Annotated in this window: 26 protein-coding genes, 2 tRNA genes, 2 pseudogenes and 1 riboswitch; of the genes and pseudogenes, 12 read left to right on the top strand and 18 right to left on the bottom strand. The window is 55.2% G+C overall.

Annotated elements, in window-relative coordinates:
- Positions 1-74 precede the first annotated feature (74 nt).
- Positions 75-584 (bottom strand): SOS-induced cell division inhibitor SulA, encoded by a 510-nt coding sequence (sulA, locus tag SK54_RS15720; RefSeq protein ID WP_026094322.1) that lies wholly within the window; start codon positions 582-584, stop codon positions 75-77.
- 217 nt (positions 585-801) lie between these two features.
- Here sulA and SK54_RS15715 point away from each other — a divergent pair.
- Positions 802-1,429: pseudogene (locus tag SK54_RS15715) on the top strand (TfoX/Sxy family DNA transformation protein).
- Here SK54_RS15715 and yccS read toward each other — a convergent pair.
- Both yccS and SK54_RS15705 read right to left on the bottom strand, forming a co-directional pair.
- Positions 1,386-3,548: a YccS family putative transporter gene (yccS, locus tag SK54_RS15710; protein ID WP_048247571.1), complete on the bottom strand. Its 2,163-nt coding sequence runs from the start codon at positions 3,546-3,548 to the stop codon at positions 1,386-1,388. The pseudogene SK54_RS15715 and the gene yccS sit on opposite strands and share 44 nt — an antisense overlap.
- A gap of 18 nt (positions 3,549-3,566) precedes the next feature.
- Positions 3,567-4,013 (bottom strand): YccF domain-containing protein, encoded by a 447-nt coding sequence (locus SK54_RS15705; RefSeq protein WP_003858149.1) that lies wholly within the window; start codon positions 4,011-4,013, stop codon positions 3,567-3,569.
- A gap of 122 nt (positions 4,014-4,135) precedes the next feature.
- On the opposite strand from SK54_RS15705, the gene helD reads away from it, so the two are divergent.
- Positions 4,136-6,190 carry a DNA helicase IV gene (gene helD / locus SK54_RS15700; protein WP_047057584.1) on the top strand — a complete coding sequence of 685 codons (2,055 nt, stop codon included), beginning with the start codon at positions 4,136-4,138 and terminating at the stop codon, positions 6,188-6,190.
- 53 nt (positions 6,191-6,243) lie between these two features.
- Here helD and mgsA read toward each other — a convergent pair whose 3' ends face one another.
- Positions 6,244-6,702 (bottom strand): methylglyoxal synthase, encoded by a 459-nt coding sequence (mgsA, locus tag SK54_RS15695; RefSeq protein ID WP_003858146.1) that lies wholly within the window; start codon positions 6,700-6,702, stop codon positions 6,244-6,246.
- A gap of 80 nt (positions 6,703-6,782) precedes the next feature.
- Positions 6,783-7,445, bottom strand: coding sequence for a curli synthesis inhibitor (locus tag SK54_RS15690; protein WP_047057585.1), 663 nt, complete (start codon positions 7,443-7,445; stop codon positions 6,783-6,785).
- 171 nt (positions 7,446-7,616) lie between these two features.
- Here SK54_RS15690 and SK54_RS15685 point away from each other — a divergent pair, with 171 nt between their 5' ends.
- Positions 7,617-8,030 (top strand): CoA-binding protein, encoded by a 414-nt coding sequence (locus SK54_RS15685; RefSeq protein ID WP_006809337.1) that lies wholly within the window; start codon positions 7,617-7,619, stop codon positions 8,028-8,030.
- Between the two features lie 32 nt (positions 8,031-8,062).
- On the opposite strand, the gene hspQ is transcribed toward SK54_RS15685, so the two are convergent.
- Together hspQ and rlmI are read right to left on the bottom strand one after the other, a co-directional pair.
- Positions 8,063-8,380 carry a heat shock protein HspQ gene (gene hspQ, locus SK54_RS15680; protein ID WP_017693678.1) on the bottom strand — a complete coding sequence of 106 codons (318 nt, stop codon included), beginning with the start codon at positions 8,378-8,380 and terminating at the stop codon, positions 8,063-8,065.
- Between the two features lie 60 nt (positions 8,381-8,440).
- Entirely contained in the window at positions 8,441-9,631 is a 1,191-nt protein-coding gene (gene rlmI / locus SK54_RS15675; protein ID WP_048247568.1) for a 23S rRNA (cytosine(1962)-C(5))-methyltransferase RlmI, read from the bottom strand.
- Positions 9,632-9,724: 93 nt separating this feature from the next.
- Between rlmI and yccX the strand changes: the two genes are divergently transcribed.
- Positions 9,725-10,006 (top strand): acylphosphatase, encoded by a 282-nt coding sequence (gene yccX, locus SK54_RS15670; RefSeq protein ID WP_017693676.1) that lies wholly within the window; start codon positions 9,725-9,727, stop codon positions 10,004-10,006.
- Here yccX and tusE read toward each other — a convergent pair.
- Both tusE and yccA read right to left on the bottom strand, forming a co-directional pair.
- Positions 10,003-10,332 (bottom strand): sulfurtransferase TusE, encoded by a 330-nt coding sequence (gene tusE, locus SK54_RS15665; RefSeq protein WP_003858129.1) that lies wholly within the window; start codon positions 10,330-10,332, stop codon positions 10,003-10,005. The genes yccX and tusE overlap by 4 nt on opposite strands.
- An 88-nt stretch (positions 10,333-10,420) precedes the next feature.
- Entirely contained in the window at positions 10,421-11,080 is a 660-nt protein-coding gene (gene yccA, locus SK54_RS15660; protein ID WP_003858127.1) for an FtsH protease modulator YccA, read from the bottom strand.
- A 270-nt stretch (positions 11,081-11,350) separates the two neighbouring features.
- Between yccA and SK54_RS15655 the strand changes: the two genes are divergently transcribed.
- On the top strand, positions 11,351-12,979 hold the full coding sequence (locus SK54_RS15655; RefSeq protein ID WP_047057586.1) for an ABC transporter substrate-binding protein: 1,629 nt from the start codon (positions 11,351-11,353) through the stop codon (positions 12,977-12,979).
- Positions 12,980-13,123: 144 nt separating this feature from the next.
- Positions 13,124-13,211, top strand: a tRNA-Ser gene (locus tag SK54_RS15650).
- Positions 13,212-13,271: 60 nt separating this feature from the next.
- Here SK54_RS15650 and SK54_RS15645 read toward each other — a convergent pair.
- Genes SK54_RS15645 through SK54_RS15635 form a run of 3 tightly spaced genes read right to left on the bottom strand, consistent with a single transcriptional unit; the run spans position 13,272 to position 16,065 of the window.
- Positions 13,272-14,033: an ABC transporter ATP-binding protein gene (locus SK54_RS15645; RefSeq protein WP_015570887.1), complete on the bottom strand. Its 762-nt coding sequence runs from the start codon at positions 14,031-14,033 to the stop codon at positions 13,272-13,274.
- A complete protein-coding gene (locus SK54_RS15640; RefSeq protein ID WP_040117464.1) occupies positions 14,030-15,061 on the bottom strand; it encodes a FecCD family ABC transporter permease in 1,032 nt (343 codons plus the stop codon). The genes SK54_RS15645 and SK54_RS15640 overlap by 4 nt, the downstream gene beginning before the upstream one ends.
- Positions 15,058-16,065: an ABC transporter substrate-binding protein gene (locus SK54_RS15635; protein ID WP_047731344.1), complete on the bottom strand. Its 1,008-nt coding sequence runs from the start codon at positions 16,063-16,065 to the stop codon at positions 15,058-15,060. The genes SK54_RS15640 and SK54_RS15635 overlap by 4 nt, the downstream gene beginning before the upstream one ends.
- A gap of 173 nt (positions 16,066-16,238) precedes the next feature.
- Between SK54_RS15635 and SK54_RS15630 the strand changes: the two genes are divergently transcribed.
- Positions 16,239-17,852: a mechanosensitive ion channel family protein gene (locus SK54_RS15630; RefSeq protein ID WP_048247566.1), complete on the top strand. Its 1,614-nt coding sequence runs from the start codon at positions 16,239-16,241 to the stop codon at positions 17,850-17,852.
- Between the two features lie 40 nt (positions 17,853-17,892).
- Here SK54_RS15630 and SK54_RS15625 read toward each other — a convergent pair whose 3' ends face one another.
- Positions 17,893-18,411, bottom strand: coding sequence for a LuxR C-terminal-related transcriptional regulator (locus SK54_RS15625; protein ID WP_003858117.1), 519 nt, complete (start codon positions 18,409-18,411; stop codon positions 17,893-17,895).
- A 254-nt stretch (positions 18,412-18,665) separates the two neighbouring features.
- Between SK54_RS15625 and SK54_RS15620 the strand changes: the two genes are divergently transcribed.
- Positions 18,666-18,753, top strand: a tRNA-Ser gene (locus SK54_RS15620).
- Between the two features lie 42 nt (positions 18,754-18,795).
- Here SK54_RS15620 and SK54_RS15615 read toward each other — a convergent pair.
- Complete coding sequence (locus SK54_RS15615) at positions 18,796-19,797, bottom strand: magnesium transporter (protein WP_045142614.1); 1,002 nt, start codon at positions 19,795-19,797, stop codon at positions 18,796-18,798.
- Positions 19,798-19,857: 60 nt separating this feature from the next.
- Positions 19,858-20,027, bottom strand: a riboswitch (M-box (ykoK) riboswitch).
- A 159-nt stretch (positions 20,028-20,186) separates the two neighbouring features.
- On the opposite strand from SK54_RS15615, the gene SK54_RS15610 reads away from it, so the two are divergent.
- On the top strand, positions 20,187-20,690 hold the full coding sequence (locus SK54_RS15610) for a DedA family protein (RefSeq protein ID WP_015570881.1): 504 nt from the start codon (positions 20,187-20,189) through the stop codon (positions 20,688-20,690).
- Position 20,691: 1 nt separating this feature from the next.
- Here the strand turns inward: SK54_RS15610 and SK54_RS15605 are convergent, their stop codons facing one another.
- Positions 20,692-21,441: an SDR family oxidoreductase gene (locus tag SK54_RS15605; RefSeq protein ID WP_045338800.1), complete on the bottom strand. Its 750-nt coding sequence runs from the start codon at positions 21,439-21,441 to the stop codon at positions 20,692-20,694.
- Between the two features lie 100 nt (positions 21,442-21,541).
- Here SK54_RS15605 and SK54_RS15600 point away from each other — a divergent pair, with 100 nt between their 5' ends.
- Positions 21,542-21,901 (top strand): winged helix-turn-helix transcriptional regulator, encoded by a 360-nt coding sequence (locus SK54_RS15600; RefSeq protein WP_017384779.1) that lies wholly within the window; start codon positions 21,542-21,544, stop codon positions 21,899-21,901.
- Between the two features lie 66 nt (positions 21,902-21,967).
- On the opposite strand, the pseudogene SK54_RS22765 reads toward SK54_RS15600, so the two are convergent.
- Positions 21,968-22,075, bottom strand: a pseudogene (locus tag SK54_RS22765) (winged helix-turn-helix transcriptional regulator); the annotation flags it as partial.
- Positions 22,076-22,227: 152 nt separating this feature from the next.
- Between SK54_RS22765 and agp the strand changes: the two are divergent.
- Positions 22,228-23,469 (top strand): bifunctional glucose-1-phosphatase/inositol phosphatase, encoded by a 1,242-nt coding sequence (agp, locus tag SK54_RS15590; protein ID WP_017693667.1) that lies wholly within the window; start codon positions 22,228-22,230, stop codon positions 23,467-23,469.
- 32 nt (positions 23,470-23,501) lie between these two features.
- Here agp and SK54_RS15585 read toward each other — a convergent pair whose 3' ends face one another.
- Complete coding sequence (locus SK54_RS15585; RefSeq protein WP_006809324.1) at positions 23,502-23,729, bottom strand: YccJ family protein; 228 nt, start codon at positions 23,727-23,729, stop codon at positions 23,502-23,504.
- 18 nt (positions 23,730-23,747) lie between these two features.
- A complete protein-coding gene (gene wrbA / locus SK54_RS15580; RefSeq protein ID WP_006809323.1) occupies positions 23,748-24,344 on the bottom strand; it encodes an NAD(P)H:quinone oxidoreductase in 597 nt (198 codons plus the stop codon).
- Positions 24,345-24,735: 391 nt separating this feature from the next.
- On the opposite strand from wrbA, the gene SK54_RS15575 reads away from it, so the two are divergent.
- On the top strand, positions 24,736-24,906 hold the full coding sequence (locus SK54_RS15575) for a con-10 family general stress protein (protein WP_001273664.1): 171 nt from the start codon (positions 24,736-24,738) through the stop codon (positions 24,904-24,906).
- The last annotated feature ends 23 nt before the right edge of the window (positions 24,907-24,929 follow it).

Below are 24,929 nucleotides of genomic sequence, written 5' to 3'. Positions count from 1 at the left end.
CCGCAGTTTTGGCGCGTTGAACTTTTTTTGCATACTGCGGTCGAAAAAAATTCCAGGAAAACTCTTAAAATGACTCAATGGTACACATTTGAGTGAATTTTTAGCCCGGGATGTTGTCCTCTGCGATAGGAATCTCCACGAACCGGCCGCATGATGAAACCCATCGCGTTACCTTCTTCAGCCGCTTCAGTCAGACGCAAATGTTCCTCTTGCGACAGATCCTCAGGCAACCACCCAATCACGACGCTATAGTTCCCGGTACGTAATGCCCGGACCATCGACTCGACCGTATCGCAAGGGGAGAGTTGATTAATCTGCATCACCTTCGCTAACGGCAGGCCAGCCGACTGAACCCATTCACGACTTAATTTTTGCTGTGGCGTCAGCCAGAGCTGCCAGCGAGACTGTTGCCCGAGCTGCTGCAAAAGCGGCAGGAGTAAGAGTTGTGTTAACAGCGGCTGGTCTTCACGGTAAACCACTTCACTGATAAGCCCTGTCGATACACGCCCGATAGAATTCTGCGCAGCATTGCCTGCGGCAGAAGTGGAAGGTGTTAAGTGATTTGCATAGCCTGAAGTGTACATATTCATTCCAGCCCTGTAGTTACTGTATGGATATACAGTAACCCCTGTGTGCATAAAGATCAACCTCATTTTCGGAAAGCGACTCGCAAATTTCATCCATTCCTGGTGAACCTGAAAAAATCATCTTGCCCAACGGCAATAAGTTGCCTATTTTCCTGCTAACGGATCCGTTAGTAAGAAATATCGTGTTTACTGTATGATTTTTAATGGAATTATCATGAAAAAGATATCTTATGATCGGATTTATCAATCTCAGGAATACCTCTCTCCGCTGGGCGAAATTCATCATCGCGCCCTGTTTGGCGGTTATACCCTGGCCGTGGATGAAGCGGTGTTCGCGATGGTGTCTGACGGCGAGCTGTACCTTCGCGCCTGTGAGCAAAGTGCAAAATACTGTGTAAAAAAACGCCTCCTCTTTTCTGACACTGATGAAACGAGGACGGCCAGTGCTGCTTAATTACTACCGTGTGGATGAAGGTCTGTGGCAAAACAGGGAAAAGCTGCTTCAGCTCTCCTCGTTTGCGCTCGATGCCGCCAGGAAAGAGCGCTACCAGCGCCATCAGCGTAACCGGCTTAAGGATCTGCCGAACCTGACCTTTCAGATTGAGGTCCTGCTTATGGAGGCGGGCATTACCAATGAAGAGACGCTACGACAGTTGGGGGCGAAGACGAGCTGGCTGAAAATGCGCTCTAAGAATAAAGCGCTGAGTATCCGGGTATTGTTCGCGCTTGAAGGCGCCATCGAAGGGTTACATGAAGCGGCACTCCCGGCGGATATTCGCCGGGAGCTTATGGAGTGGTTTAATGCGCTGCCTGAGTCGCAGGGCGATCATTCCGCCAGGTAGCGATCTTCTGTCGCAGCCGACAAATTTCCGGCAGCAAAGCGATAAGCAGGCCAATTTGCTGTAGGACCAGCGGAGCTTTGTTGTCGGTGCCAGGATCAAGGTGAGCGATACGTTGCACCAGTTCATCCAGTGCCTGGTGAACCCGTGGCTCATCCGCAGGTTGATGATGAAGCGCATCATCAACGTAGCAAACGGCGTCGTCCAGCAGCGCCAGGATGCCCGGATTTGTCAGTTTCTCACGGTGGGCGCCAAGGGTAGAGATATAGCTGGTGAACGTGTGGTTCAGACACAGCAGGCGGAAGGCTGTCTCCCGGATTTCTGCCGTGGCGCGCGGCTCAGTTGACATATTCGAGACAACGGAAGCCAGCTCTGCGTCCGTGTTATGCGCATCGCGACGGGCAATCCGATAGGCCAGACGGTTATCGCGACCCTGATGGTATTGCTCAAGAATAGCATCCAGATAGCGGCAGTTAGCGTTCATCGCTCTGTCGGACACGCGCGGTAAGTTACGAAAACGCCAGTCCGGCCAGATAAAGCTCACCGCCGCCCAGGCAATGGCGCAGCCGATTAGCGTGTCGATAACGCGAGGAAGGGCCACTTCAAAGCCTTCACCCAGCAGATTGAAGCAGAGCAGCACCAGCAGCGTGATGAACATCGTGGCGTGGGCGTACTGCACATTGCGGAAGGCGAAAAACAGTACACCGGTAATCACAATCAGGATCAGTTGCCCTTCTACGGATGGCACAAAGTAGAGCACCGGCAGCCCGATGGCGACCCCGACTAATGTCCCGACAATACGCAGCGCGAGCCGATGGCGGGTAGCGTTATAGTTCGGCTGGCAGACAAACAGGCTGGTCAGCAGGATCCAGTAACCGTGGTGCAATCCTGTTATCTGGATAAACGCGTAGCCGACGCACAGAACCAGCGACATCCTTACCGCATGGCGAAAGAGGGCGGATTCCGGCGTAAAATGACGGCTCAGGCGCAGCCACATATCGCTGAAACCGTTGAGACTGTCGTCGGCAAGCTGGTTGTCGGCGTCATTGCCCGGCATTGCCATCGCCTGTTCAGACTCAATGGTGGCGAGCTGAGCATCGATGGCTCTCAGGTTGTTGAGCAAGAATCCCAGGGCTTTGAACTGTTCCGGCGATGTCCCACTGGCCTGAACGCGATCGAGGGCCGCATCCAGATGACTGAATGCGCGTTCAAAGCGAGGATCGTGCTGATAGGGCGTGCGCAGCAGTATTGAGCGCGCAAGTTGCTGGCAGGCCTGAGACTGCATCGACAGCAGGCGCTGGAAACGGAACATCACGTCGCTGTAGCGGAATTTCTCGCGCAGGTCAGCGTACTGCACATGCGAGGAGCTGGCGCGCTCGTGAATATCCTGGGCAACAAAGTAGTAGTGCAGTGTGCGCCGGGTACCGCGCTGACCGCGATCGCCGCGCAGACGGGTGAGCAGAGACGCTTTGGTCTGATTCAGCGTGGCGACCAGCTGGCCATTTGCCAGCGCCAGATCGTACAGGGGCGCCTGGCTGTCCTCTTCAATATCCGGATCAAACAGCCGGGATTTCAGTTCCAGATAGTGGGCCAGCTGTTCGTAACTGCGGGCAATGTTGTCCTGTAAGGCACGAACCGGAAAAATAAGATGTCCGGTTAAGGTCAGCAGGTTATACCAGATAGCGCCCAACAGCAGCAGGACCGGTTGCTGATACCACTGATCGTAAAGAGAGACGCCCAGCATGGTGTAAATGGCAATCAGCAGGGCGCCAAACGCGATAGTGGCGTAGCGTTGCCCGAGGCCGCCGAGCAAAATGAAGCCGCTGGTGGACACCGTCAGCCCTAAGGCAAACAGCCAGGGCCAGGGGAAAAGCAGCTCAACGGAGGCGGAAGCAATAAAGAAGCAGACCAGCGTAATGACCAGATTACGCAAACGACCGGCCAGGCGGTCGTCGAGATCCGCCAGCGCGCCGGCCACCACCCCAAGCGTGAGGGGGATGGTGAGCTTCACGTCATTTAGCCACCACGGCAGAGCGACGGTGCCGCAGAGGGCGATAAAGATCCTGACGTTATACAGCCAGTTACTGTTCCACGTATAGCGACGAAGCAGGGGGCTTAGCATGAGTGCGGCCAGTCCTTATTACTGAAAACGGCGACGGGCGTTGGCTTCACGAGCGGCTTGCGCGACTTCGACCGGGACAACACGGCGTCCTACCGGCCACAGGGCGATGGTAGCAATTTTGAAATTAGCGATGCCAACCGGAATGCCTATAATCGTGATGCACTGGGCGATACCGGCGAAGATATGCATCAGACACAACCACCAGCCAAAGAAGATCAGCCATAAAATATTCAGCAGCGTGCCGCCGGTATTCATCAGGGCGTTTTTTCTTTCCGGCTCCAGCTCATCCACGTGTACGGCTTCATTTCCATAAGGAACGAGGGACAGTTTGGTGATTTCCCAGCAGGAGCGCGTCAGCGGAAGGGTGAAGATGAGCACGATGCTCACCAGGGTGGCAAAAAGCCAGGAAAGGGTGGTGGCAAAACCGCCAAGGACAAAATTCAACACATTCAGAACGGTACGCATAAACCCTCATTTCCTTCGATATGATTAACGCCCGGTGATTGTAACGTTTTTTTGGGCTGGAGCACCTTAAAACTGGCAGTTAAACTGTCTGACAAATTATGACCTCGTGGATCCGGCAGGATATGGAACTGAAAGCAACTTCAATGGGCAAACGCCTGGCGCAGCACCCTTACGACAAGATTGTCCTGCTCAATGCAGGAGTGAAAGTCTCCGGTGAACGCCACGAATACCTTATTCCGTTTAATCAGCTACTGGCCATTCATTGTAAACGAGGGCTGGTATGGGGGGAGCTGGAGTTCGTCCTGCCGGCAGACAAAGTGGTGCGACTCCACGGGACCGAGTGGGCGGAAACCCAACGCTTCCACCATCATCTGAACACGCGCTGGCAGCAGTGGAGCCAGGAGATGAGCGTGATTGCCGCACAGGTTCTGCAACAGGTGCTGGACGATATCGCGCTAAGCAATACGCAGCAGAAGTGGCTGACGCGCCAGCAAACCGCCGGGCTTCAGCAAAAAATCGCCCAGGCGCTGACGGCATTGCCTTTACCGGTGGCGCGGCTTGAGGAATTTGATAACTGCCGCGACGCGTGGCGGAAGTGCCAGGCCTGGCTGAGCGATATCGAGAAAAGCCGTCTGGCGCATAACCAGGCCTGGACTGAGGCGATGCTTACGCAATATGCCGACTTCTTCAGCACGGTGGAGTCATCGCCCCTCAATCCTGCCCAGGCGCGCGCCGTGGTGAATGGCGAGCAGTCTTTATTGGTGCTGGCAGGTGCCGGGAGCGGCAAAACGTCGGTGCTGGTGGCGCGCGCGGGCTGGCTTCTGGCAACGGGCGAGGCGGTTGCCGACCAAATTTTGCTGCTGGCCTTTGGTCGCAAGGCTGCGCAGGAGATGGATGAGCGCATTCAGGCGCGTTTGCATACCCAGGATATCTCGGCGCGCACGTTCCACTCCCTCGCTTTACACATCATTCAACAGGGCAGCAAAAAAGTTCCTGTTGTCAGCAAGCTGGAGAACGACGCTCAGGCTCGCCAGGCGCTGTTTATCAAGGCATGGCGTCAGCAGTGCAGTGAAAAAAAGGCGCAGGCGAAAGGCTGGCGTCAGTGGCTTGAAGAGGAACTCAGCTGGGAGGTGCCGGAGGGCAGCTTCTGGCAGGATGAAAAGCTGGCGCGCCGGCTGGGCTCTCGTCTCGACCGGTGGGTAAGCCTGATGCGCATGCACGGCGGCTCTCAGGCGGAGATGATAGAAAGCGCACCGGAGTCGATCCGCGCTGTGTTTTCTAAACGGGTTAAGCTGATGGCGCCGATGCTGAAAGCGTGGAAAACCGCGCTGAAAGACGAAAACGCGGTCGATTTTTCGGGGCTGATCCATCAGGCCATTATCATTCTGGAGAAAGGGCGCTTCGTCAGCCCGTGGAAACACATCCTGGTGGATGAGTTTCAGGATATCTCGCCGCAGCGCGCTGCGCTGCTTTCGGCGCTGCGGGCGCAGAATAAACACACGTCGCTGTTTGCCGTGGGCGATGACTGGCAGGCTATCTACCGTTTCAGCGGGGCGCAACTATCCCTCACGACGGCCTTCCACCACTATTTTGGGGAAGGCGATCGCAGCGATCTGGACACCACCTACCGCTTCAACTCGCGGATTGGCGAAATAGCCAACCGTTTTATTCAGCAGAACCCGCACCAGCTGTCGAAACCGCTTAACAGCCTGACGTCGGGGGATAAAAAGGCCGTCACGCTGCTGGCGGACGATCAGCTGGAACCGCTGCTGGATAAACTGAGCGGCTATGCGAAACCGGATGAGCGCATTCTGGTCCTGGCGCGTTATCATCACCTCAAGCCGACGGCGCTGGAAAAAGCGGCGACGCGCTGGCCAAAACTTCAGCTCGATTTTATGACCATTCACGCCAGTAAAGGGCAGCAGGCCGACTACGTGATTGTGGTGGGGCTAAAAGAGGGGAGCGACGGTTTCCCTGCACCGGCGCGGGAATCCGTGATGGAAGAGGCGTTATTACCTGTTCCGGAAGATTTCCCGGATGCAGAGGAGCGGCGTTTACTGTACGTGGCGATAACCCGCGCGCGCCATCGCGTGTGGCTCTTGTTCAACAAAGAGGAGCCGTCGGTGTTTGTCGATATTTTGAAAAGTATTGACGTGCCGGTGGCGAGAAAGCCGTAACGCGCCGGGCAAATTCTGTAGGCCCGGTAAGCGCAGCGCCACCGGGCAAAAAACTACTTCAGTCTCTCCGCAAGATAACGCTGATAATCCGGGATCAAAATCTCCACCGGATCGTTAAACTGCGGCGATTCAATGATGAAATCTGCCGTTGAAAGATTGGTGGCTACCGGAATGTTCCACACCGTCGCCAGACGCAGCAGCGCTTTAACGTCCGGATCATGCGGAACCGCGTTCAGCGGATCCCAGAAGAAAATCAGAACGTCAATTTTACCTTCTGAAATCTGAGCACCTACCTGCTGGTCACCCCCCATCGGGCCGCTCAGCATGGCATTCACTTCCAGACCGGTTTCGCGGTGGATCAGGTTGCCGGTTGTTCCCGTGGCAGAAAGGGCATGATGCTGTAAAAGAGGCTGATGGCGACGAACCCAGTTAAGCAGCATTTGTTTACAGTGATCGTGCGCAACCAGAGCAATGTGCTTGCGCGCCGGAAGTGTGCGTGTTGTCAGTTCCATAATCTTATCCGTGAGGTTACCTCGTTACACGATGACGGGAACTGGCTGATGCTGCAAGAGAAAGGACGAAAAAATGTGGCTTACGACGAAGGTTGTTGCTTCGCCCATTGCAGAAAACGGGCGCGCGTGTCCGGATCGGCATTCTGGAACCAGAACTTGAGGCGTTGCTCAGTAAGGGTCTGCGACTGAGGGGGGAGTACATCCAGCTCCGATACGCCCGAAAGCAGGGTACTGTCATCCGCCATCATGGTGGCGAACTGGGGCAGCGAGGCGCGCCCGCTGGCCCTGTTGTAGGTCTCGGTGTCCGCTTCATAGTCTGTTCCCTTTGGCCTTTTTGTCAGCGCCAGAATATCCAGTTTTACCGGGATGGGCATGGAGTCCCCGTCCACCAGTTCAATGCGCGGCGAGGCATCAAATGCCAGTGACTCCTTTTCTGTCTCAAGGCGCGGGAGACGAAAATTGACCTGGCTGATACGCTGGGTATTAAAGCTGACCACCAGCGGAGGCGAAATGTACACCTGCTGTTCGTTGTCGGCGAGGCGAATGGTCTTTTCCACCCGAAAAACCACCTGGTGCGGGCCGTTATCCAGCTCGATACTGTCTGCACCCCGCAGCAGGGAGCTGGAGACTTTTTTCCCGTCCAGCACCAGCAGGTCAATGTCGGTTGAGAGTCTGAGGGTGGTTGCGAAAACACAAACCGGCATGATTAACGCAACCATAGCCCAGGCAATGCCGGTTTTCATAGCAGACTCCTGTAGACAAACTACCCGGTAAGAATGTATCAAAAGTTTTCGACAAACACGTTTACTAACATATAGACATATTCTGCCGTTTTGCCCTCATACTTCTGTATGGGATGCGTGGTTGAGATGTCCGCTTTGACGTACACTTTGAAAAAAGCCAGGAGGAAAAGCATGAAAGAGAACGACATTGTCGAAATTCTGACGTCCACGCGCACTATTGCGCTGGTCGGCGCGAGCGATAAACCGGATCGCCCAAGCTATCGGGTCATGAAATACCTTCTGGATCAGGGTTATCACGTGATCCCGGTCTCGCCGAAGGTGGCGGGGAAAACGCTGCTGGGCCAGCAGGGCTATGCGACGCTCGCGGACGTGCCGGAAAAGGTGGATATGGTGGACGTTTTTCGCAATTCAGAGGCGGCCTGGGGCGTGGCGCAGGAGGCGATTGCCATCGGCGCGAAAACGCTGTGGATGCAGCTGGGCGTGATTAATGAGCAGGCGGCCGTGCTGGCGCGCGATGCCGGGCTGAAGGTGGTGATGGATCGCTGTCCGGCAATCGATATTCCCCGTCTGGGGCTGGCAAAATAAAAAAAGCCCGTTTGACGGGCTTTTTTACACCTTTAGTTGCGCAGTCTTGGTGCCTGTAACTGTTTGCGGATGGTCTGAGCAAGCTCGTCCATAGTGGGTTGTTCCGGATGCTCATCCTGTAGTTCACCACTCAGCTGCGCTTCGGCAAGATAGGTATGGACAGGCTGACCATCGTCGCCCTCCATAACCACATGATACCAGGGCGCGGCGCGAAGCGCTGCGTCAACGGCCAGATCGTCTGCTGACGGTTCATCAAGGGAATACTCCGGGTCGATATCCACGACCACACCCAAATATCCAAGCAAGGTGTGGCGGACCTGCTGGCCGATACCGAATTTGCTGGCAATCATAGTCACCTCCCGGGAAACATTACATACACACTATGTGCGGGCAATATTTCTCTTTTCAAGTTACATGACGCGACAGGCAAACCCTTTCAGATACAGCCCTTCCGGGTAGGTAGCGATCACCGGGTGATCGGCGGCCTGACGGAACTGCTCTATAAATTGTACATCACGACCCGCATCTATTGCGGCATCGGCGATGATTTTTTGGAATAAATCTGTCGTCATCAGGCCAGAGCAGGAGAACGTCAGCAGCACGCCGCCCGGGTTCAGCAGCTGGATCGCCAGCATGTTGATGTCTTTATAGCCACGGCAGGCGCCCATCAGCTGGCTTTTGTTTTCAACAAACTTCGGCGGGTCCATCACGATTACGTCAAATTTCTCGCCCTGGTCGCGGTATTTACGCAGCAGTTTGAATACGTCGTCGCGCACAAACTCCGCTTTGCTCAGATCCAGCTTATTCAGCTCAACGTTCTGCTTCGCCACGTCCAGCGCTTCCTGTGAGGTGTCGACGCTCACCACCTGAGCACAGCCGCCCATCAGGGCAGAGACCGCAAAGCCGCCGGTATAAGAGAAGCAGTTCAGCACGAGTTTATCGGCAACGTACTGGCGCGTTGCCAGACGGCTGTCACGCTGGTCGAGGTAATAACCGGTCTTATGGCCGCCCTGGATATCCACCAGCAGCTTCATGCCATGCTCTTCAATAGGCAGCAGGGCAGGCGGCAGTTCGCCGGTGACCGGGCCTTGCGTCAGCTCCATGCCCTCTTTTTTACGTACCGCCACGTCGCTGCGGTCGTAAATGGCACATTCCGGGAACAGGGTTTGCAGGGCGCTAATCAGCGCGGCACGCTGGTATTCCGCCCCGGCGCTCAGCAGCTGCAACACCAGGAAATTGCCGAAGCGGTCAATGGTCACGCCCGGCAGCCCGTCGGACTCTCCGGCAATCAGACGATAGCTGTCCAGCCCGTCACGCTTTGCCAGCCACTCGCGCCACTGCTGCGCCTGTTGCAAACGACGGACAAAGAAGTCGATATCGATGGTTTCTTCTTTATCGAACGTCCAGACGCGCGCGCGGATCTGAGATGCTGGCGAGTATGCGCCGCGTGCTAACCATTTCCCCTGATGGTCAACAATATCGATGGTTTCACCGAGGCTGGCTTTACCTTCCATGCGGGCAACCGCGCCGGAAAAGACCCAGGGATGACGGCGCAGTAATGACTTCTCGCGCCCTTTGGCTAACACTAAACGTACACTCATAATTTGCTATTCTGTCGATTCCAATGAAATGGCCGCCATTTTCCCGACTTCAGTGAGGAAATGCAACGCGCCAGTCGGATAAGGAGAAGGATGATGTCAAATGTTTGCACCATTGCCTGGGTCCATGGCCTTGTACAGGGCGTCGGATTCCGCTACAGCACCCAGCGCGAAGCCCTTCAGCTCGGGCTGACAGGGTATGCGCGTAACATGGATGATGGCAGCGTGGAGGTTGTGGCCTGCGGTGAGGCGGATCGGGTTGAGAAGCTGGTGGCGTGGCTGAAAGCGGGCGGACCGCGCAGCGCGCGGGTTGATAAGGTGCTAACGGAACCGCATCAACCCGACCGGGAATACGCTGACTTCAGTATTCGCTATTAAATGCATTTTACCGGCTTTGGCAGGCCGGCGATTTTTGTCGCCTGTTTAGCCGGGCCTTTCGGAAACAGGCGATACAGATAACGGCTGTTGCCTTTCTCTTCGCCAAATTTATTCGCCATGGCTTTGACCAGCATGCGGATAGCCGGCGAGGTGTTGAATTCAAGGTAAAATTCTCGCACGAAGCGCACCACTTCCCAGTGTTCCGGGGAGAGGGTAATTCCTTCATTTTCCGCAATTTTCTCCGCCAGCGCTTCGCTCCACTGGCTGCTCTCTTTCAGATAACCGTCGTTATCGGTTTCGATCTCTTTGCCTTCAAAACTCAACATATTCATTCACACGTTAGTCAAAAACCGCCTAAGTCTACCAAAAAAACAAAGCCCCGCATAAGCGGGGCCCTGTTCACAGCACGGTGAGTTAATCGCGGCTGGCGAAGCCCAGGATGCTCAGCAGGCTGACAAAAATGTTGTACAGCGACACATACAGGCTCACGGTGGCGCGGATATAGTTCGTCTCACCGCCGTGAATGATGTTGCTGGTTTCATACAGGATTGCGCCGGATGAAATCAGGATAAACACCGCGCTGATTGCCAGATGCAGCGCAGGCAATTGCAGGAAGATGTTCGCCAGCATACCGACCAGCACAATCACGATACCTGCCATCAGCATACCGCCAAGGAAGGACATGTCCTTACGGGTGGTCAGCACGTAGGCCGAGCAGCAGAAGAACACCAGCGCGGTACCGCCCAGCGCCATACCAATCACGTCGCCCATTCCGGCAGACAGATAGGCATTCAGGATTGGCCCCAGAATGTAGCCCAGGAAGCCGGTAAAGGCGAACGCGGAGAGAATACCCACCGGTTTATCCGCGGTTTTGTAGGTCAGGAACATCAGACCGTACATACCCACCAGCGTCAGGATCAGGCCCGGAGAAGGCAGCATCAGTACGGTGCTGGCCGTCGCGGTGATCGCCGAAAACGCCAGCGTCAGGCTGAGCATGAAATAGGTATTGCGCAGCACCTTATGGGTGCTGAGTAGCGATGTGCGGTCGCGTGAAGAAGTAATTATACGATCCATGAGTCACTCTCTTATGACAGATGTAATTAGCGCAAAGAATAGGAAACGGCGCGGCAGACGCAAAGTGGTTTTACCCATCTTTACTCAGCCCCTTAGGGATTATGCTGGTTTTTTATTCTGGCAAAGCCTTTGTACTCAGAATGAAGTGCGGTTTGTAGGGCGTATTCAGATCAACCTCTTATAGGTCACTGAAAAATATTGCGTTATTTCCCTAAGGCCGCTAAGAGTTATTTCCGGATCGTCATAAAAACAGACAATAAGGCGAAGGAAATGAAACCACAAACACGCACGCACTTTACACTCTCTTTGTTAACCGCAGGGATCCTGTGCGCCAGCACGGCAACCTGGGCGGCTAACGTGCCGGCAGGAACCCAGCTGGCAGATAAGCAGGAACTGGTCAGGAACAACGGCAGTGAACCCGCCTCGCTCGACCCGCATAAAGTCGAAAGCGATGTCGAATTCAATATTATCAGCGATTTATTCGACGGGCTGGTCAGCGTCTCTCCGGCAGGTGAAATCCAGCCGCGCCTGGCGGAGAAATGGGAAAATAAAGACAACACCGTCTGGACGTTCCATCTGCGTCCGGGCATTACCTGGAGCGATGGAACCCCCATCACCGCGGAAGATATTGTCTGGAGCTGGCAGCGGCTGGTCGACCCGAAAACCGCCTCTCCGTATGCCAGCTATCCCGGTAGTATGCGTATCGTCAACGGCACTGATATCGCAGAAGGCAAAAAAGCGCCCGAGTCGCTGGGGGTGAAAGCCATCAATGACAGCACGCTGGAAGTTACGCTCACGCAACCTAACGCCGCTTTCCTGGCGATGCTGGCTCACCCGTCTCTGGTGCCAATTGATAAAGTCCTGGTAGGCCGTTTCGGTGATAAGTGGACCAAACCGGAGCACTTCGTCAGCAGCGGGGCCTATAAACTGTCACAGTGGGTGGTTAACGAACGCATTGTGGCGGTGCGTAACCCGAAATATTGGGATAACGAACATACCGTCATCAACAAGGTGACCTATCTGCCCATTTCCTCTGAAGCTGCTGACGTCAACCGCTACAAAGCGGGCGAAATCGACATTGTTTACACGGTGCCGATCAACCAGTTTGCTCAGCTGAAGAAAACGCTGGGGAGCGAGCTGGACGTTTCACCGCAGCTTGCCACCTATTATTATCAGTTCAACACCACCCGGCCGCCGTTCAACGACGCCCGCGTGCGCAAGGCGCTGAACCTGGCGCTGGATAAAGACATCATCGCCGGGAAAGTATTAGGGCAGGGCCAGCGCCCGGCATGGCTGATCAGCCAGCCGGATATTGGCGGCGTCAAGCTCCAGAACCCGGATTACGCCAGCTGGCCGATGGATAAACGCATTGCCGAGGCGAAAAAGCTGCTGGCCGAAGCCGGATTTAACGACAGCCATCCGCTCAGCTTTAATCTCCTCTATAACACCTCGGAATCGCACCAGCGTATTGCCATTGCCGCCAGCTCAATGTGGAAGAAGAACCTCGGCGTGGAGGCGAAGCTGCAAAATCAGGAGTGGAAAACCATGCTTGATACCATGCACACCCATAACTTTGACGCGGTACGCTACGCCTGGATTGCCGATTACGACGATGCGGCAACTTTCCTGAACAACTTCCGTACCGGGGATAGCCAAAACACCACTCAGTACAGCAATCCGGACTACGATCGGGCACTGGTGAACGCGGCGAAATCGAAAACGGCGGAGGAGCGCGGTAAATTCTACCAGCAGGCAGAAGATCTGCTAGGACGGGATGTACCGGCGATCCCGGTCTATCATTACGTGCGCACGCACCTGGTGAAACCGTGGGTAGGGGGTTTCACGCCAGACAAGCTCGGGTACTACTACACCAAAGATATGTACATCAAAAAGCACTAACGATCCGCGGTGGATATTATGCTGCCAAAACGGCCAATCTGTCGTCTATTCAACCGATTAAACGCATTTTGGCTATTTTTAAAGCGAACGAATGCGCGCACTCTTTACAGCGCGCGGTGAGGTGTTTATAGTTCGCCTCACTTAGGAAGCGTGGCCGAGCGGTTGAAGGCACCGGTCTTGAAAACCGGCGACCCGAAAGGGTTCTAGAGTTCGAATCTCTACGCTTCCGCCAAATTCGAAACCCCTGCGATAGCAATATCGCAGGGGTTTTTGTTTTTGCGCCAGTCTTCCGTCATGCCACCATGTTGTAGCTTATCGTGATCCCGGCGTCGGCCTTGCAGACCTGAGCTTTTACGCACCAGGTGTCCTCGATGTTTGCCGGCGTCAGAACCGCTTCGGGCGCGCCCGTGGCGGCGATCTGCCCGGCCTTCAGGAGGATCAGACGCTGGCAATAATTGGCCGCAAGATTGAGATCGTGCAGTGCAACCACCACCGTAAGCGGCAGCTGTGAAACGAGCCGCATCAGCTCCAGCTGGTGCTGAATGTCCAGGTGGTTTGTCGGTTCATCGAGCAACAGCACCTGCGGCTGCTGGGCCAGCGCGCGGGCTATCTGGCTTCGCTGGCGCTCTCCGCCAGACAAAGAGTGCCATCGCCGCTGGCGTAAGCGGCATAACTGCATCAGGCCAATCGCCTGCTCAACCGCAGCCTCATCGTCGCGCGAGGTTTTCTGGAATGTTTTCCGGTAGGGCGTACGCCCCAGTCTGACAATGTCCTCAACGGTCAGTTCTCCGTCGACCTCAGCATGTTGCGGGACAAACGCCATGTGCTGCGCGCGTTTTTTCAGCGGCATCATGCCGAGCGTTGTGCCATTAAGCGCCACGCGTTCGCTGAGTCGTGGAAACAGCCCGGCGAGACAGCGCAGCAGCGTCGACTTGCCCGAGCCGTTTGGCCCTAACAGGCCGATAATCTGCCCGGATGGCAGGTCGAGATCGATATCCTTAAGCACCGTCTGCGCTTGTCGGGTTACGGTTAACCCGGCCACAGTAATATTCATGGATGCTCCTTTCGGTTTTGATAAAGCAACGCCACAAAGACGGGGGCGCCTACCAGCGCAGTCACCACCCCGATGGGCAGAACCTGGTGCACAATCAGCGTGCGTGAGACGATATCGGCGAGGATCATAAAGTGGGCGCCGATAAGAAACGTCAGCGGGATAGATAGACGATGGCCCGGCCCACATAGCATGCGCGTTACATGGGGAATGACCAGCCCGACAAACCCCACTGCGCCCGTGGCGCTCACCAGCGTTGCGGTAACAATGGCACAGGTCAGCAATAAGACAATACGCACGGCGGTAACCGGGATCCCCAGCGTGGTGGAGACCTCATCCCCGAAGGTGAAGGTGTCCAGCGCCCGTGAAAAGAGCAATACCACCAGTAAACCCGCAAGCGTAACGGCCAGCGCCAGCAGCGCGTCAGGCCAGCGCACGCCGCTCAGACTTCCCAGCAGCCAGAACATGACGCTACGGGACTGCTCGGCATTGGCGGACGTGCTGACGACGTACGCGGTCATGGCGTTGAAGAGCTGGGTGCCCGCAATGCCAGCCAGTAAAATGCGCGACGGGCTTTCACTCATCCCGTTTGTAATCACCATGATGAGCGCAAAGGCGGCGCACGAGCCGACAAACGCACCGCTGCTCACGCCAATCACGCTCCCCCCGATGCCGAGAAGCATCACGCAGACGGCCCCCAGCGATGCGCCCGCGGAAATCCCCAGCAGATAAGGCTCAGCCAGAGGGTTACGCAGGATCGACTGCAACACCAGCCCGCACAACGCCAGGCCGCCGCCGCTGCACGCGGCCATTACTGCCCGGCTCATGCGATATTGCCAGACGATACCTTCCTCCGTTTGCGGCAACGCATAAGAGGTCAAACCCAGTCCGTTGAGGATCGCTTTCCCGGTACTGGCATACGACACCGGCATGTCACCGATACTGGCGGCAAAGACCAGCATCAGCGGCAGCGCCATGGCACCGGCTGCCAGTAAACCCTGCTGGCGGCGGTCAAAAGCGAAATGACTCATTGTTCATCCTGGAAAGAAGCCAGCCGATCGCTGATAAGCTCAACCGCATCGACATTACGCAATGAAGGGTTTAACGACATCGCTGGCACCACGATGATGTGGTTGTTCCTGACCGCAGGCATGTTCTTTGTCACCGGGTCACTGCGCAAGAACGCTTTTTTTACCTCAACGTCATCGGCAGGGTAGAGCCTGCGGGACATCCCGGCGATAACAATCACGTCCGGCTGCGATCGGGCTATATGTTCCCACGTTACAGCGGGCCATTCGTCGTGAGAGTCAATAATGTTCTTCAACCCCAGCGTGCGGCTGATCCAGCCAGGCGCGCCGTAATTCCCGGCCACCCAGGGATCGCCATTCAGACGGCTGCTGGAGAACCAGAATACAACGCTAAGCGGTTTCGCGGAGGCGCGCGCCTGGGCCTTTTTAATACGCTCCGCCAGCGCACGATTGAGCTGCTCACCTCGCGCGGAAACATCAAAAATCGTCGCCAGATCTGTCACTTCCCGTGTAATTTCCGCCAGTGAAAACGGCGCGCTACGTGCTCCGTCTGCGTTTGAGGTTTCCGTTACCGTTTTATCCGTGCAGTCGGCAGGGGAGATCCACGTATTAATCCCCAGCGACGCAAACTGCTCACGGGTTCCCACTTCTCCCTGCGGACCAATGTGCCAGTGATACTGTGCGAGAACGAGTTCAGGTTTCTGCCCTACCACGGCCTCAAAGGAGGGGGAATTATCCGCAAGCCTGGGGAGGTTTTTCCCGGCATCCTCCAGCGGGGCCGGGAGCTTGCCGAACCAGACTGACGTCGCGGCGATCGTTTTCTCCAGCCCCAGTGCGAGCAGTAATTCTGTTTCATGCTGACCCACGGTCACGACGCGCTGAGGAGCCTGCGTAAAGGTCTGCTTAACGCCGCAATTTTCAATCGTGAGGGGCCAGGTGGTTGCGGCGAAAGCGGCAGGCGCCATGGAGAGCAGTGAAGCCAGAAATAACCCATTTTTAAGTAACATAGAACGCAATCCGAAATTGTTATGTTATAACATAATACATATATTGTGACTGAGAGCAACACGCTCACCGTCGCTTGTTGCAGAAACGAAAGGCTGGACTATTCTCAACATACCCACCTGGCATTCGCGGGTTGCCTGAAAAATAACAAGATTTCTGACCTGGGGTAGTAAGGATGAAAAAGATCCTGCTCGCGTTTGCGTTCTGTTTTGCCGCCCTGAGCGGCTTCTCATCGTATGCCGCAGAGCCCCGCCAGGCGCCTACGGAGCAGGAGCGCGCCCGTACGGTCTATATCTTTCATCAGCCCATCGTCATGCTACAGGCGAAATTTGGCCTGACCACGCCGGAAGAGCGCGTTTTACGCATCCGCAACACCCTGCGCAATTTTACCGAGGCGGATGTGCGTGAGCCGCTCAGCATCGTCCCCGTGACCCGCTATAACCAGCAGGGACGGCTGATAGTGATGAACGGTAAACCTGTGATGCTGCTGACCGAAGGGGATTTGGACGAAGGGGACGATCTTACCCTCGATCAGGCCGCACAGCGCGTGCTGGCGCGCATGGAAGCGCAGAGAATGGCGCTGCGCGATCAATACGATACCGGCTGGCTGGCGCTGTCTACGGTAAAAACTGCCGCTGGCCTGCTGGGGCTGTTGCTGCTCTGCTATGGCGCGTGGCGTTCCTGGCGCTGGTTCCGGCGCGTCTACCGTCGGCGTATTGTGGAGAATCGCAGCCGGGTGCCGCAAAGCTGGCGGCGGTACATTGGCGCAATTGAGATTCGGCTTTACGCCTTGCTGATGTTCCTGCTGGGGTTGATCGGCTTTTACGTCTGGCTGAGCTGGGCATTCAGTCTGTTTCCGTGGACGCGGGTGTGGGGCACGTCGCTGGGAGACTGGACGCTTCGCGTGGTGCAGCAAATCGCCCTGGCGATTGTCTCGGCCTTGCCGGGGCTGACGATTGTGCTGATCATTTTCCTCATTACCGCATTTATTCTGAAGCTTCTCAGGATGGTGCTCAATCAGGTGGAGGCTGGTCGTCTGCAACTTCCCGGCGTACATCCGGAAACCGTGGGGGCTACCCGTAAGCTCATTTCCGTTGCCGTCTGGCTATTTGCTCTCTCCGCCGCCTGGCCGTTTCTTCCCGGTGCAAACTCGCTGGCGTTTAAAGGTATTAGCGTCTTCTTTGGCCTGATGCTAACGCTGGGCTCGGCAGGGGTGATGAACCATGCCATGAGCGGTCTGGTCCTAATTTACTCCCGCGCTCTGCGCAAAGGCGATGTCATTCGGGTGGCGGATAACGAAGGCAAGGTCAGTGAAATTGGCATGCTGGCGACCAAAATTATTACCCGGGAAAATTATGTCGTTACCGTGCCCAACGCGGTGGTGGTGAGCGGTAAGATCACCAATCTGAGCGCGCTACAGCCCGATGGCAGCCTCAATCTGACGGTCAGCGTCACGATCGGTTATGACACCCCATGGCGTCAGGTGCATGCCATGCTGGAGCTGGCCGCGAAACGGGCAAAAGGGATTGACCTTTCCGAGCCGCCGCTGGTACGCCAGTTAGGGTTAATGGACTGGTATATCGCTTACGAATTGCAGGTCCGTCTGCTGCCCGAACAGTCCCTCGCGGTTGCCCGCAATGAACTGCATAGCCAGATACAGGATGTGTTTAACGAATTTAACGTGCAGATCATGTCCCCGAATTTTGTTATGCAGCCAGAGGGCAGCGTAATGGTTGCCAAAGAGAACTGGTATACCGCGCCAGCCAAACCCCCTCAGGTCGAAACGTGACGGCCCGGTTTTTTTGTGGCAAGGCAAAATGTTACAGCTTTTAATCGACGATCGCCGATTTTACACGGGTCATCGCCAGAATGTTTTTTGAGCGCATATTTAATTTCTCGAGGATCCTCACGCGGTAGGTGCTGGTCGTTTTTTGTGACAATTGCAGCTTTTTCGCGATCTCATGGTTTTCCAAATGAAACAGCTTCAGCACGTCATATTCGCGTCGCGTAAAGGAGTGTGTCCTGAGCGCCCGGTAAAAGCGCATCAGCTGCTGAAAAGGGTGAGCAGTAAAATGCATCGACGAATAGATAATATTATCGATTCTCACTGCGCGGTTGGCTTCTATCTCATGCATCAGGACAATGTAATCACGCTTAACTTTTTTGACCTGCCGAATGGTTTTATTGCGTAACTTATCCTGTTCAATCGCAATGATAAAATCCATCGCCTGATCGACCCCATCAAGATCGTGAATATCCGCGTCATCGCGAATCAAATGGGTTGATGTCAGGGAGCTTGATACACCATGGCAAAGGTAATAGTTATCACTGATAAATAAAAAATTCATAATCGTCGTTAAATAAAGTCATGGCTAATCTCTTATCGCAGTGATCCACGGTTAATGGGTGTTGTGCGAAAAAGAGTCTAAATGACCACCCGCGAATCTAATAAACGTTATGAATGTAAAAATAAATGTTTACATTTTAGCCAGTCGATGGCGAAGAAATCAGCGGGACGGAAGGGGAGGACGAAAGACGTGTAATGTTATGCAATTTCGTGCTTTACATCATGCTCAGAGATGTTTATAGTGCGCCTCACTTTGGAAGCGTGGCCGAGCGGTTGAAGGCACCGGTCTTGAAAACCGGCGACCCGAAAGGGTTCTAGAGTTCGAATCTCTACGCTTCCGCCAAATTCGAAAACCCTGCGATAGCAATATCGCAGGGTTTTTTGGTTATTCCAGCCCCAGCGTATACTGCGCGATTTTGAAGTAGATAATCAGCCCGGTCCCGTCGATTAGCGTGGCGATAAACGGTGCGGAGACCACCGCCGGATCGATTTTGCAGCGTTTCAGTACCATCGGGATCACCGACGAGACGATGGCGCTCCACAGTGTAATGCAGACCAGCGTCAGGCTGACGATGAGCGTGATTTCCATCCCAATACCCATCATCCAGGCGCGAACGCAGCCCGCCAGACCCAGCGTGGCGGCAATCATTAACGAGGTGCTGATCTCTTTGCGCAGCACGCGACCCACATCGCGAAGGTGGACTTCACCCAGCGCCATGGCGCGCACCAGCGTCGAGGTGATCTGCGTCCCGCTGTTTCCGCCGGTGCCAATCAGCAGCGGAATAAAGAACGCCAGCGCGATGGCAGATTCCAGCGCCTCTTCAAAATGCTGGATCACCGAACTGGTATACGCTTCCGCAACAAACAGCAGCAGCAGCCAGACGGAGCGTTTCTTCCACAGGCTGAAGGCGCTGGTTTCCAGATAGGGCTTCTCCAGCGGCAGCGTCGCCCCCTGAAGCTGGGCATCTTCAGTAACGTCATCTTCCAGCAGATGGGCGATTTCACGCTCGGTAAGGCAGCCCACCAGCTTGCCGTGGGTCACCACCGGCACCACATCCGCACCCGCGTGCGCCAGCAGCCCGGCGACATCCGCCCGCTCATCTTCCGGTTTGAGCTGAATAAAATCCGATATCATCAACCCCTTAACAGGCTGCACGGTATCCGTGGCCTGCAATAATTTGCGTACGGCGATTAAACCTGCGAGGCGACCGTTATCTTCGATAAAAATATGCGACGGAATATCATCATCTTTTAATTTTTCAAAGAACTGCTCGCGTGCCAGAGCTACGCATAATGAAATATCGATAACGATAAAATCGGTATTCATATATTGCGCGATGGCGCTGTCATTAAAAACCAGGTTTTGGTTGTGAATAGCGTAAGACATAGTAAATTCCCTTTGAATATTAAAATCTCTCAGGGGCGAGCAAGACAGGGCATGTCGGAAAGGAGATCCCCACGTCCTGGGTTCAGCACTGTACACCGTATCCCACAAGGGAAGTTATACTGACAAAGCCTTGATTCGACAGTGCCTGTTTTACCCTGTGCCGGTTCTCTCGAACCCACCAGAGCGATAACGTGTATTTGTACAGGAGCCTCGCCATAACGAGATCGTTGTAAAACGAGAGGGATAATACGCCTGTTTAAATTTAGTGCTCAGAAAATTAAATAATGTTTAAGAACGGTTTAGGTAAATCTTATTAATAAAATGTTGAGGGTTTATTTAAGGTTATTCATTTTAAATGGACAATTAAATTATTAACGGGGGAGGGGAAAATGACATGGTTTGATAACCTGCTGAATCATTTTGCGCTATATCCGGCACATCTGTTTGTGCTGTTATTCGTGATGGCGCTGAGCAAATCGACGGTGCTGATCTCCTCCGTGCTGCCGCCTGCGTCGGTGATGCTGCTGGCGGGCATTACCGTCAGCCAGGGGAGCATGCATCCTGCGCTGACGTGGCTCGCCGTGGTGATGGGGGCAACGGCGGGTTCGGTGCTGAATTACCATATCGGCCAACTGATGGGGCATACCAGGATGGTCACGCGCTTCACCTCAAAGCATGCCAATAAGTTCCTGCGGGTCCAGCATCAGCTGCAAAAGAACGGGGTCATCGTGCTTTTTACGTCGCGCTTCCTGGCGGTGTTGCGTTACATCGTCCCGCTGGCGGCCGGGATGCTCAGGCTGAACGCCGTCAAGGTCTACGCCGTCAGCCTGCTTTCCGCCTGTGCGTGGGCGGCGCTGTATGTCGGCGCGGTCACCGGCATCAGCGCCTTTTGAATTACAGGCTCCCCATTCCGCCGTCCACCAGCAGTTCCGTTCCCACCGTGTAGCTCGACTCGTCGGAGGCCAGATAGAGTGCGGCTTTTGCCAGCTCGGTCGTCGAGCCCATTCTGCCCAGCGGCACCAGCTTAATGACCTCTGCCATCATCGCGTTAAGCGCCTCGTCGCTTAAGCCCGTTTTTGTAAACGCCGGGGTTTCCACCGGACCGGGACTCAGACCGTTGACGCGGATCCCGCGCGGCAGCAGCTCCGCCGACAGTGTACGCGCCAGCGACAGCACGGCGGCCTTGCTCGCGGCATACGCGCTACTGGTGGGCAGGCCGATGCGCGCGCTCACGGAGCCGCAGAGGATCACCGAGGATGGGTTATTCAGCAGCGGCAGCAGCGCCTGAATTAAAAAGAACGGTCCCTTCAGGTTGATGTTCATCAGACGGTCCCAGGCCTCTTCCTGCCAGGCTTCCAGCGGCGCGTGCGTAACGTCACCGGCGTTGAGAAAGACCGCATCCAGGCGTGGCCAGCGGGCGGTGAGGGTCTCCGCCAGCGCTTTTTGCGACGAAATATCGCCTGCGTCGGTTGGGATCACCCAGGCCTTATCGCCCAGAATGCGCTCTGCTTCGGCGAGGGTATCCGGGTTGCGTCCGGTCACGGCGACGCGCGCCCCTTCGGCGATAAACGCCTGCGCGGTGGCGAGACCGATACCGCTGGTGCCGCCGGTAATCAACGTATACTTATCGGTTAAACGACCCATGTTCTTCTCCTGAAATGTCTCTGGAGAAAGCACTATAGAAACGTTAGTATCGAAAGGAAACCAGGTACCAAATGGATACTAACGAGGCAAGAGGTGTGAAATGGCAGAGCTGCTGGAAGCGTGCTGCGAAAAAAAATCTGAGGCGTATACCTGCCCGATGACGCAGTTTGTGAATCTGATTTCCGGTAAGTGGGCGATCCCCATTCTCTATCGCCTGATTGTGTTCAATACGCCCGTTCGCTTTGGCGATCTGCTGCGTGCCGCTGCCCCCATCACCCAGAAAGAGCTGACGAAGCAGCTGCGCCTGTTTGAGCAGCGCGGTCTGGTGACGCGAACGGTCTACCCGGAGATCCCGCCGCGCGTGGAGTATCAGATCACCGAGCTGGGGCTAACCCTTCAGGACGCACTCTCGCCGCTGGCCGCCTGGATGAGCGAATACGGTGACCAGCTTCAGCGTTAGGCTACTGTTTTACGTAGCGCGGATCCCCGCTTCATCGGTGAGATAGGCCACCAGAATATCGACTGCGACCCCGTAGCGCGCGTCGCGAACAATCAGCAGCGACCACCAGTCGCCGATAATATCCAGCGAACGGGCGACGGGGCAGGTGCTCTCTTCAAGGCGGGTACGTTTCACAGCGAATTCTCCGGTGGGGTATGGTTTTTTTATAAAACTTATCGGCACACGCCGTAAGCACGTTAATCATCAGTTTGAGAAATGCTTCCCGAAAAACCTGTCACGGATCTGTCACACTCAGGGCGACATTAAAAACGTGTGAGGAATTAGGGATGAGAAAAGCACTACTCGCAGTTGCCGTGGCAGGTACCCTTTCCGTGACCTTTGGCGCACAGGCGCAGGACACGCCGGACGGCTATCAGCTGGAACAGGTGCTCATCATGAGCCGCCACAACCTGCGCGCGCCGCTTGCCAATAACGGCAGCGTGCTGGAGCAGTCCACGCCGAAGCAGTGGCCGGAGTGGGACGTCCCGGGTGGACAGCTCACCACCAAAGGTGGCGTACTGGAAGTGTATATGGGTCACTATATGCGCGAGTGGCTGGCAGAGCAGGGGATGGTGAAGACGGGTGAATGCCCGCCAGCGGATACCGTCTATGCCTACGCCAACAGCCTCCAGCGCACCGTGGCGACCGCGCAGTTCTTTATCACCGGCGCGTTCCCCGGGTGCGATGTTCCTGTGCATCACCAGGAAAAAATGGGCACCATGGACCCCACCTTCAATCCGGTCATTACCGATAACTCCCCTGAGTTTCGCGAGAAAGCGCTGAAAGCGATGGAGACGGAACGGCAGAAAATGCAGCTGGATGAAAGCTACAAACTGCTGGAACAGCTGACAAACTACAGCGACTCGCCGTCCTGCAAGGAGAAAAAAGTCTGCTCCCTGACGGAGGCGAAAGATACGTTCAGCGCCGATTATGAAAAAGAACCGGGCGTCTCCGGGCCGCTGAAGGTGGGTAACTCGCTGGTGGATGCGTTCACGCTACAGTATTACGAAGGCTTCCCGACAGACCAGGTGGCCTGGGGGGAAATCAAAACCGATCAGCAGTGGCGCGTGCTGTCGAAGCTGAAAAACGGCTATCAGGACTCGCTGTTTACGTCGACGGAGGTGGCGCAGAACGTGGCTAAACCGCTGGTGAAGTACATTGATAAAGCGCTGGTGACCGACCAGGCAAAAGCGCCAAAAATCACCCTGCTGGTGGGGCACGACTCTAACATCGCCTCGCTGCTGACCGCGCTGGACTTCAGGCCTTATCAGCTGCACGACCAGCAGGAAAGAACCCCGATTGGCGGTAAAATTGTCTTCCAGCGCTGGCATGACAAAAACACTAATCAGGAGCTGATGAAAATTGAGTATGTCTACCAGAGTTCAGAGCAACTGCGTAACGCCAGCGTACTGTCGCTGCAATCCCCTGCGCAGCGCGTGACGCTGGAGCTGAAGGGCTGTCCGGTGGATGGCAACGGCTTCTGTCCTGTCGATAAATTCAATGCGGTGATGAACAACGCGGCGAAATAGAAGATAACCCCCCGCGTGGGCGGGGGGAACGTTCAGACGTTTTTACGTTCGATGGTTTGCTCGCCCCAGAACAGCGAGTCTTTGTCGGTTTTTTCGAAGGCGCGAACCAGCACTTCATCGTTGCCTTCTTCCCAAATCTGCTCAGCCAGCTTTTCGTCATAATTGGCGACTTCAAAGATGGCTTCGGCAATCTCCGGAGAGGTATTGCGTAAACTTGCCCATTCGCCCACGTGGTGAGCTTTGGATTCTTGAGTTGGCATACTTGTCCTCCTGTTGGGTTAGCCGTTCAGTTTTTTGGCAAGACCCGCGACGTATTCACCCTGATAGCGGGCGATTGAAAGTTCTTCATTGCTTGGCTGACGTGAACCATCTCCACCGGCAATGGTGGTCGCACCATACGGTGTCCCGCCACGAACCTGCGAAACATCGAACAGTTCCTGTGCGCCGTAGCCAATCGGCACAATCACCATCCCATGATGGGCAAGAGTAGTCCAGGTGGAGGTGATCGTCTGCTCCTGGCCGCCGCCCGTGCCGGTAGAGCTGAACACGCTGGCCAGCTTGCCGTATAACGCGCCGGAGGCCCAGAGCCCGCCCGTCTGGTCGAGGAAGGTGCGCATCTGGCCGGACATATTGCCGAAGCGGGTCGGGGTGCCGAAGATAATGGCATCATAGTCCGCGAGCTCCTGCGGGGTGGCGACCGGGGCGTTTTGTGTTTTCCCCCCGGCTTTGGCGAAGGCTTCCGCCTGCATGGTTTCCGGTACGCGTTTAACCACGACCTCAACGCCGTCTACTCTGTTTGCGCCTTCTGCTACTGCGTGAGCCATGGTTTCAATGTGTCCATACATGGAATAATAGAGCACCAGAACTTTTGCCATTTTGCATCACTCCTCGTTGGTTTTTCTTACAGCGGATCGCTGCGTTCCTTTAAAGATATGACATCACAGCCAGACTGCAAAAATGAACGGCATTTCTTTGATATATAACAATATCTTTTGGTTACGCGCCTTGTAGCAAAATGAAACAACTTTCGCGGCGCGGATTTTTCAAAATATAAGAATGGCTTATGAATGACTTCCCCGATATTTCATACGAAAGGCTGAGATCATGTTGCAGAATATTACCTCTCGCTTGCCGGATAGCCGCATTACACTAAGCTTAGTTTCACGCGGCACAGATAAAGGCACTGTCCTTGAGCCGCGAGGTGAAAGAATCCTCTTTTACTGAATGCAATATGATGTCTAATGTTTCACACTCTGGAGGTTAGAGATGGCAAACCATCGTGGTGGTTCAGGTAATTTCGCTGAAGACCGTGAAAGAGCATCAGAAGCAGGTCGTAAAGGTGGCCAGTCTAGCGGGGGCAACTTCAAAAACGACCCTCAGCGCGCATCAGAGGCTGGTAAAAAAGGGGGTAAAAATAGCCACGGCAGCAATAAGTAGTACGCCGGGTTAACGCCCTGCCG

Origin of the sequence: Enterobacter sp. MGH120, from assembly GCF_001037725.1 — a bacterium.
GTDB classification, from domain to species: Bacteria; Pseudomonadota; Gammaproteobacteria; order Enterobacterales; family Enterobacteriaceae; genus Enterobacter; species Enterobacter hormaechei_C.
The sequence above is the reverse complement of the archived record's forward strand: the minus strand, read 5'-3'. Positions and strand labels throughout refer to the sequence as shown.

Excerpts from the sequence above, each read along its gene's own strand:
- sulA (WP_026094322.1), bottom strand. The coding sequence starts at position 584 with ATGTACACTTCAGGCTATGCAAATCACTTAACACCTTCCACTTCTGCC.
- yccS (WP_048247571.1), bottom strand. The coding sequence starts at position 3,548 with ATGCTAAGCCCCCTGCTTCGTCGCTATACGTGGAACAGTAACTGGCTG.
- SK54_RS15705 (WP_003858149.1), bottom strand. The coding sequence starts at position 4,013 with ATGCGTACCGTTCTGAATGTGTTGAATTTTGTCCTTGGCGGTTTTGCC.
- helD (WP_047057584.1), top strand. The coding sequence starts at position 4,136 with ATGGAACTGAAAGCAACTTCAATGGGCAAACGCCTGGCGCAGCACCCT.
- mgsA (WP_003858146.1), bottom strand. The coding sequence starts at position 6,702 with ATGGAACTGACAACACGCACACTTCCGGCGCGCAAGCACATTGCTCTG.
- SK54_RS15690 (WP_047057585.1), bottom strand. The coding sequence starts at position 7,445 with ATGAAAACCGGCATTGCCTGGGCTATGGTTGCGTTAATCATGCCGGTT.
- SK54_RS15685 (WP_006809337.1), top strand. The coding sequence starts at position 7,617 with ATGAAAGAGAACGACATTGTCGAAATTCTGACGTCCACGCGCACTATT.
- hspQ (WP_017693678.1), bottom strand. The coding sequence starts at position 8,380 with ATGATTGCCAGCAAATTCGGTATCGGCCAGCAGGTCCGCCACACCTTG.
- rlmI (WP_048247568.1), bottom strand. The coding sequence starts at position 9,631 with ATGAGTGTACGTTTAGTGTTAGCCAAAGGGCGCGAGAAGTCATTACTG.
- yccX (WP_017693676.1), top strand. The coding sequence starts at position 9,725 with ATGTCAAATGTTTGCACCATTGCCTGGGTCCATGGCCTTGTACAGGGC.
- tusE (WP_003858129.1), bottom strand. The coding sequence starts at position 10,332 with ATGTTGAGTTTTGAAGGCAAAGAGATCGAAACCGATAACGACGGTTAT.
- yccA (WP_003858127.1), bottom strand. The coding sequence starts at position 11,080 with ATGGATCGTATAATTACTTCTTCACGCGACCGCACATCGCTACTCAGC.
- SK54_RS15655 (WP_047057586.1), top strand. The coding sequence starts at position 11,351 with ATGAAACCACAAACACGCACGCACTTTACACTCTCTTTGTTAACCGCA.
- SK54_RS15645 (WP_015570887.1), bottom strand. The coding sequence starts at position 14,033 with ATGAATATTACTGTGGCCGGGTTAACCGTAACCCGACAAGCGCAGACG.
- SK54_RS15640 (WP_040117464.1), bottom strand. The coding sequence starts at position 15,061 with ATGAGTCATTTCGCTTTTGACCGCCGCCAGCAGGGTTTACTGGCAGCC.
- SK54_RS15635 (WP_047731344.1), bottom strand. The coding sequence starts at position 16,065 with ATGTTACTTAAAAATGGGTTATTTCTGGCTTCACTGCTCTCCATGGCG.
- SK54_RS15630 (WP_048247566.1), top strand. The coding sequence starts at position 16,239 with ATGAAAAAGATCCTGCTCGCGTTTGCGTTCTGTTTTGCCGCCCTGAGC.
- SK54_RS15625 (WP_003858117.1), bottom strand. The coding sequence starts at position 18,411 with ATGAATTTTTTATTTATCAGTGATAACTATTACCTTTGCCATGGTGTA.
- SK54_RS15615 (WP_045142614.1), bottom strand. The coding sequence starts at position 19,797 with ATGTCTTACGCTATTCACAACCAAAACCTGGTTTTTAATGACAGCGCC.
- SK54_RS15610 (WP_015570881.1), top strand. The coding sequence starts at position 20,187 with ATGACATGGTTTGATAACCTGCTGAATCATTTTGCGCTATATCCGGCA.
- SK54_RS15605 (WP_045338800.1), bottom strand. The coding sequence starts at position 21,441 with ATGGGTCGTTTAACCGATAAGTATACGTTGATTACCGGCGGCACCAGC.
- SK54_RS15600 (WP_017384779.1), top strand. The coding sequence starts at position 21,542 with ATGGCAGAGCTGCTGGAAGCGTGCTGCGAAAAAAAATCTGAGGCGTAT.
- agp (WP_017693667.1), top strand. The coding sequence starts at position 22,228 with ATGAGAAAAGCACTACTCGCAGTTGCCGTGGCAGGTACCCTTTCCGTG.
- SK54_RS15585 (WP_006809324.1), bottom strand. The coding sequence starts at position 23,729 with ATGCCAACTCAAGAATCCAAAGCTCACCACGTGGGCGAATGGGCAAGT.
- wrbA (WP_006809323.1), bottom strand. The coding sequence starts at position 24,344 with ATGGCAAAAGTTCTGGTGCTCTATTATTCCATGTATGGACACATTGAA.
- SK54_RS15575 (WP_001273664.1), top strand. The coding sequence starts at position 24,736 with ATGGCAAACCATCGTGGTGGTTCAGGTAATTTCGCTGAAGACCGTGAA.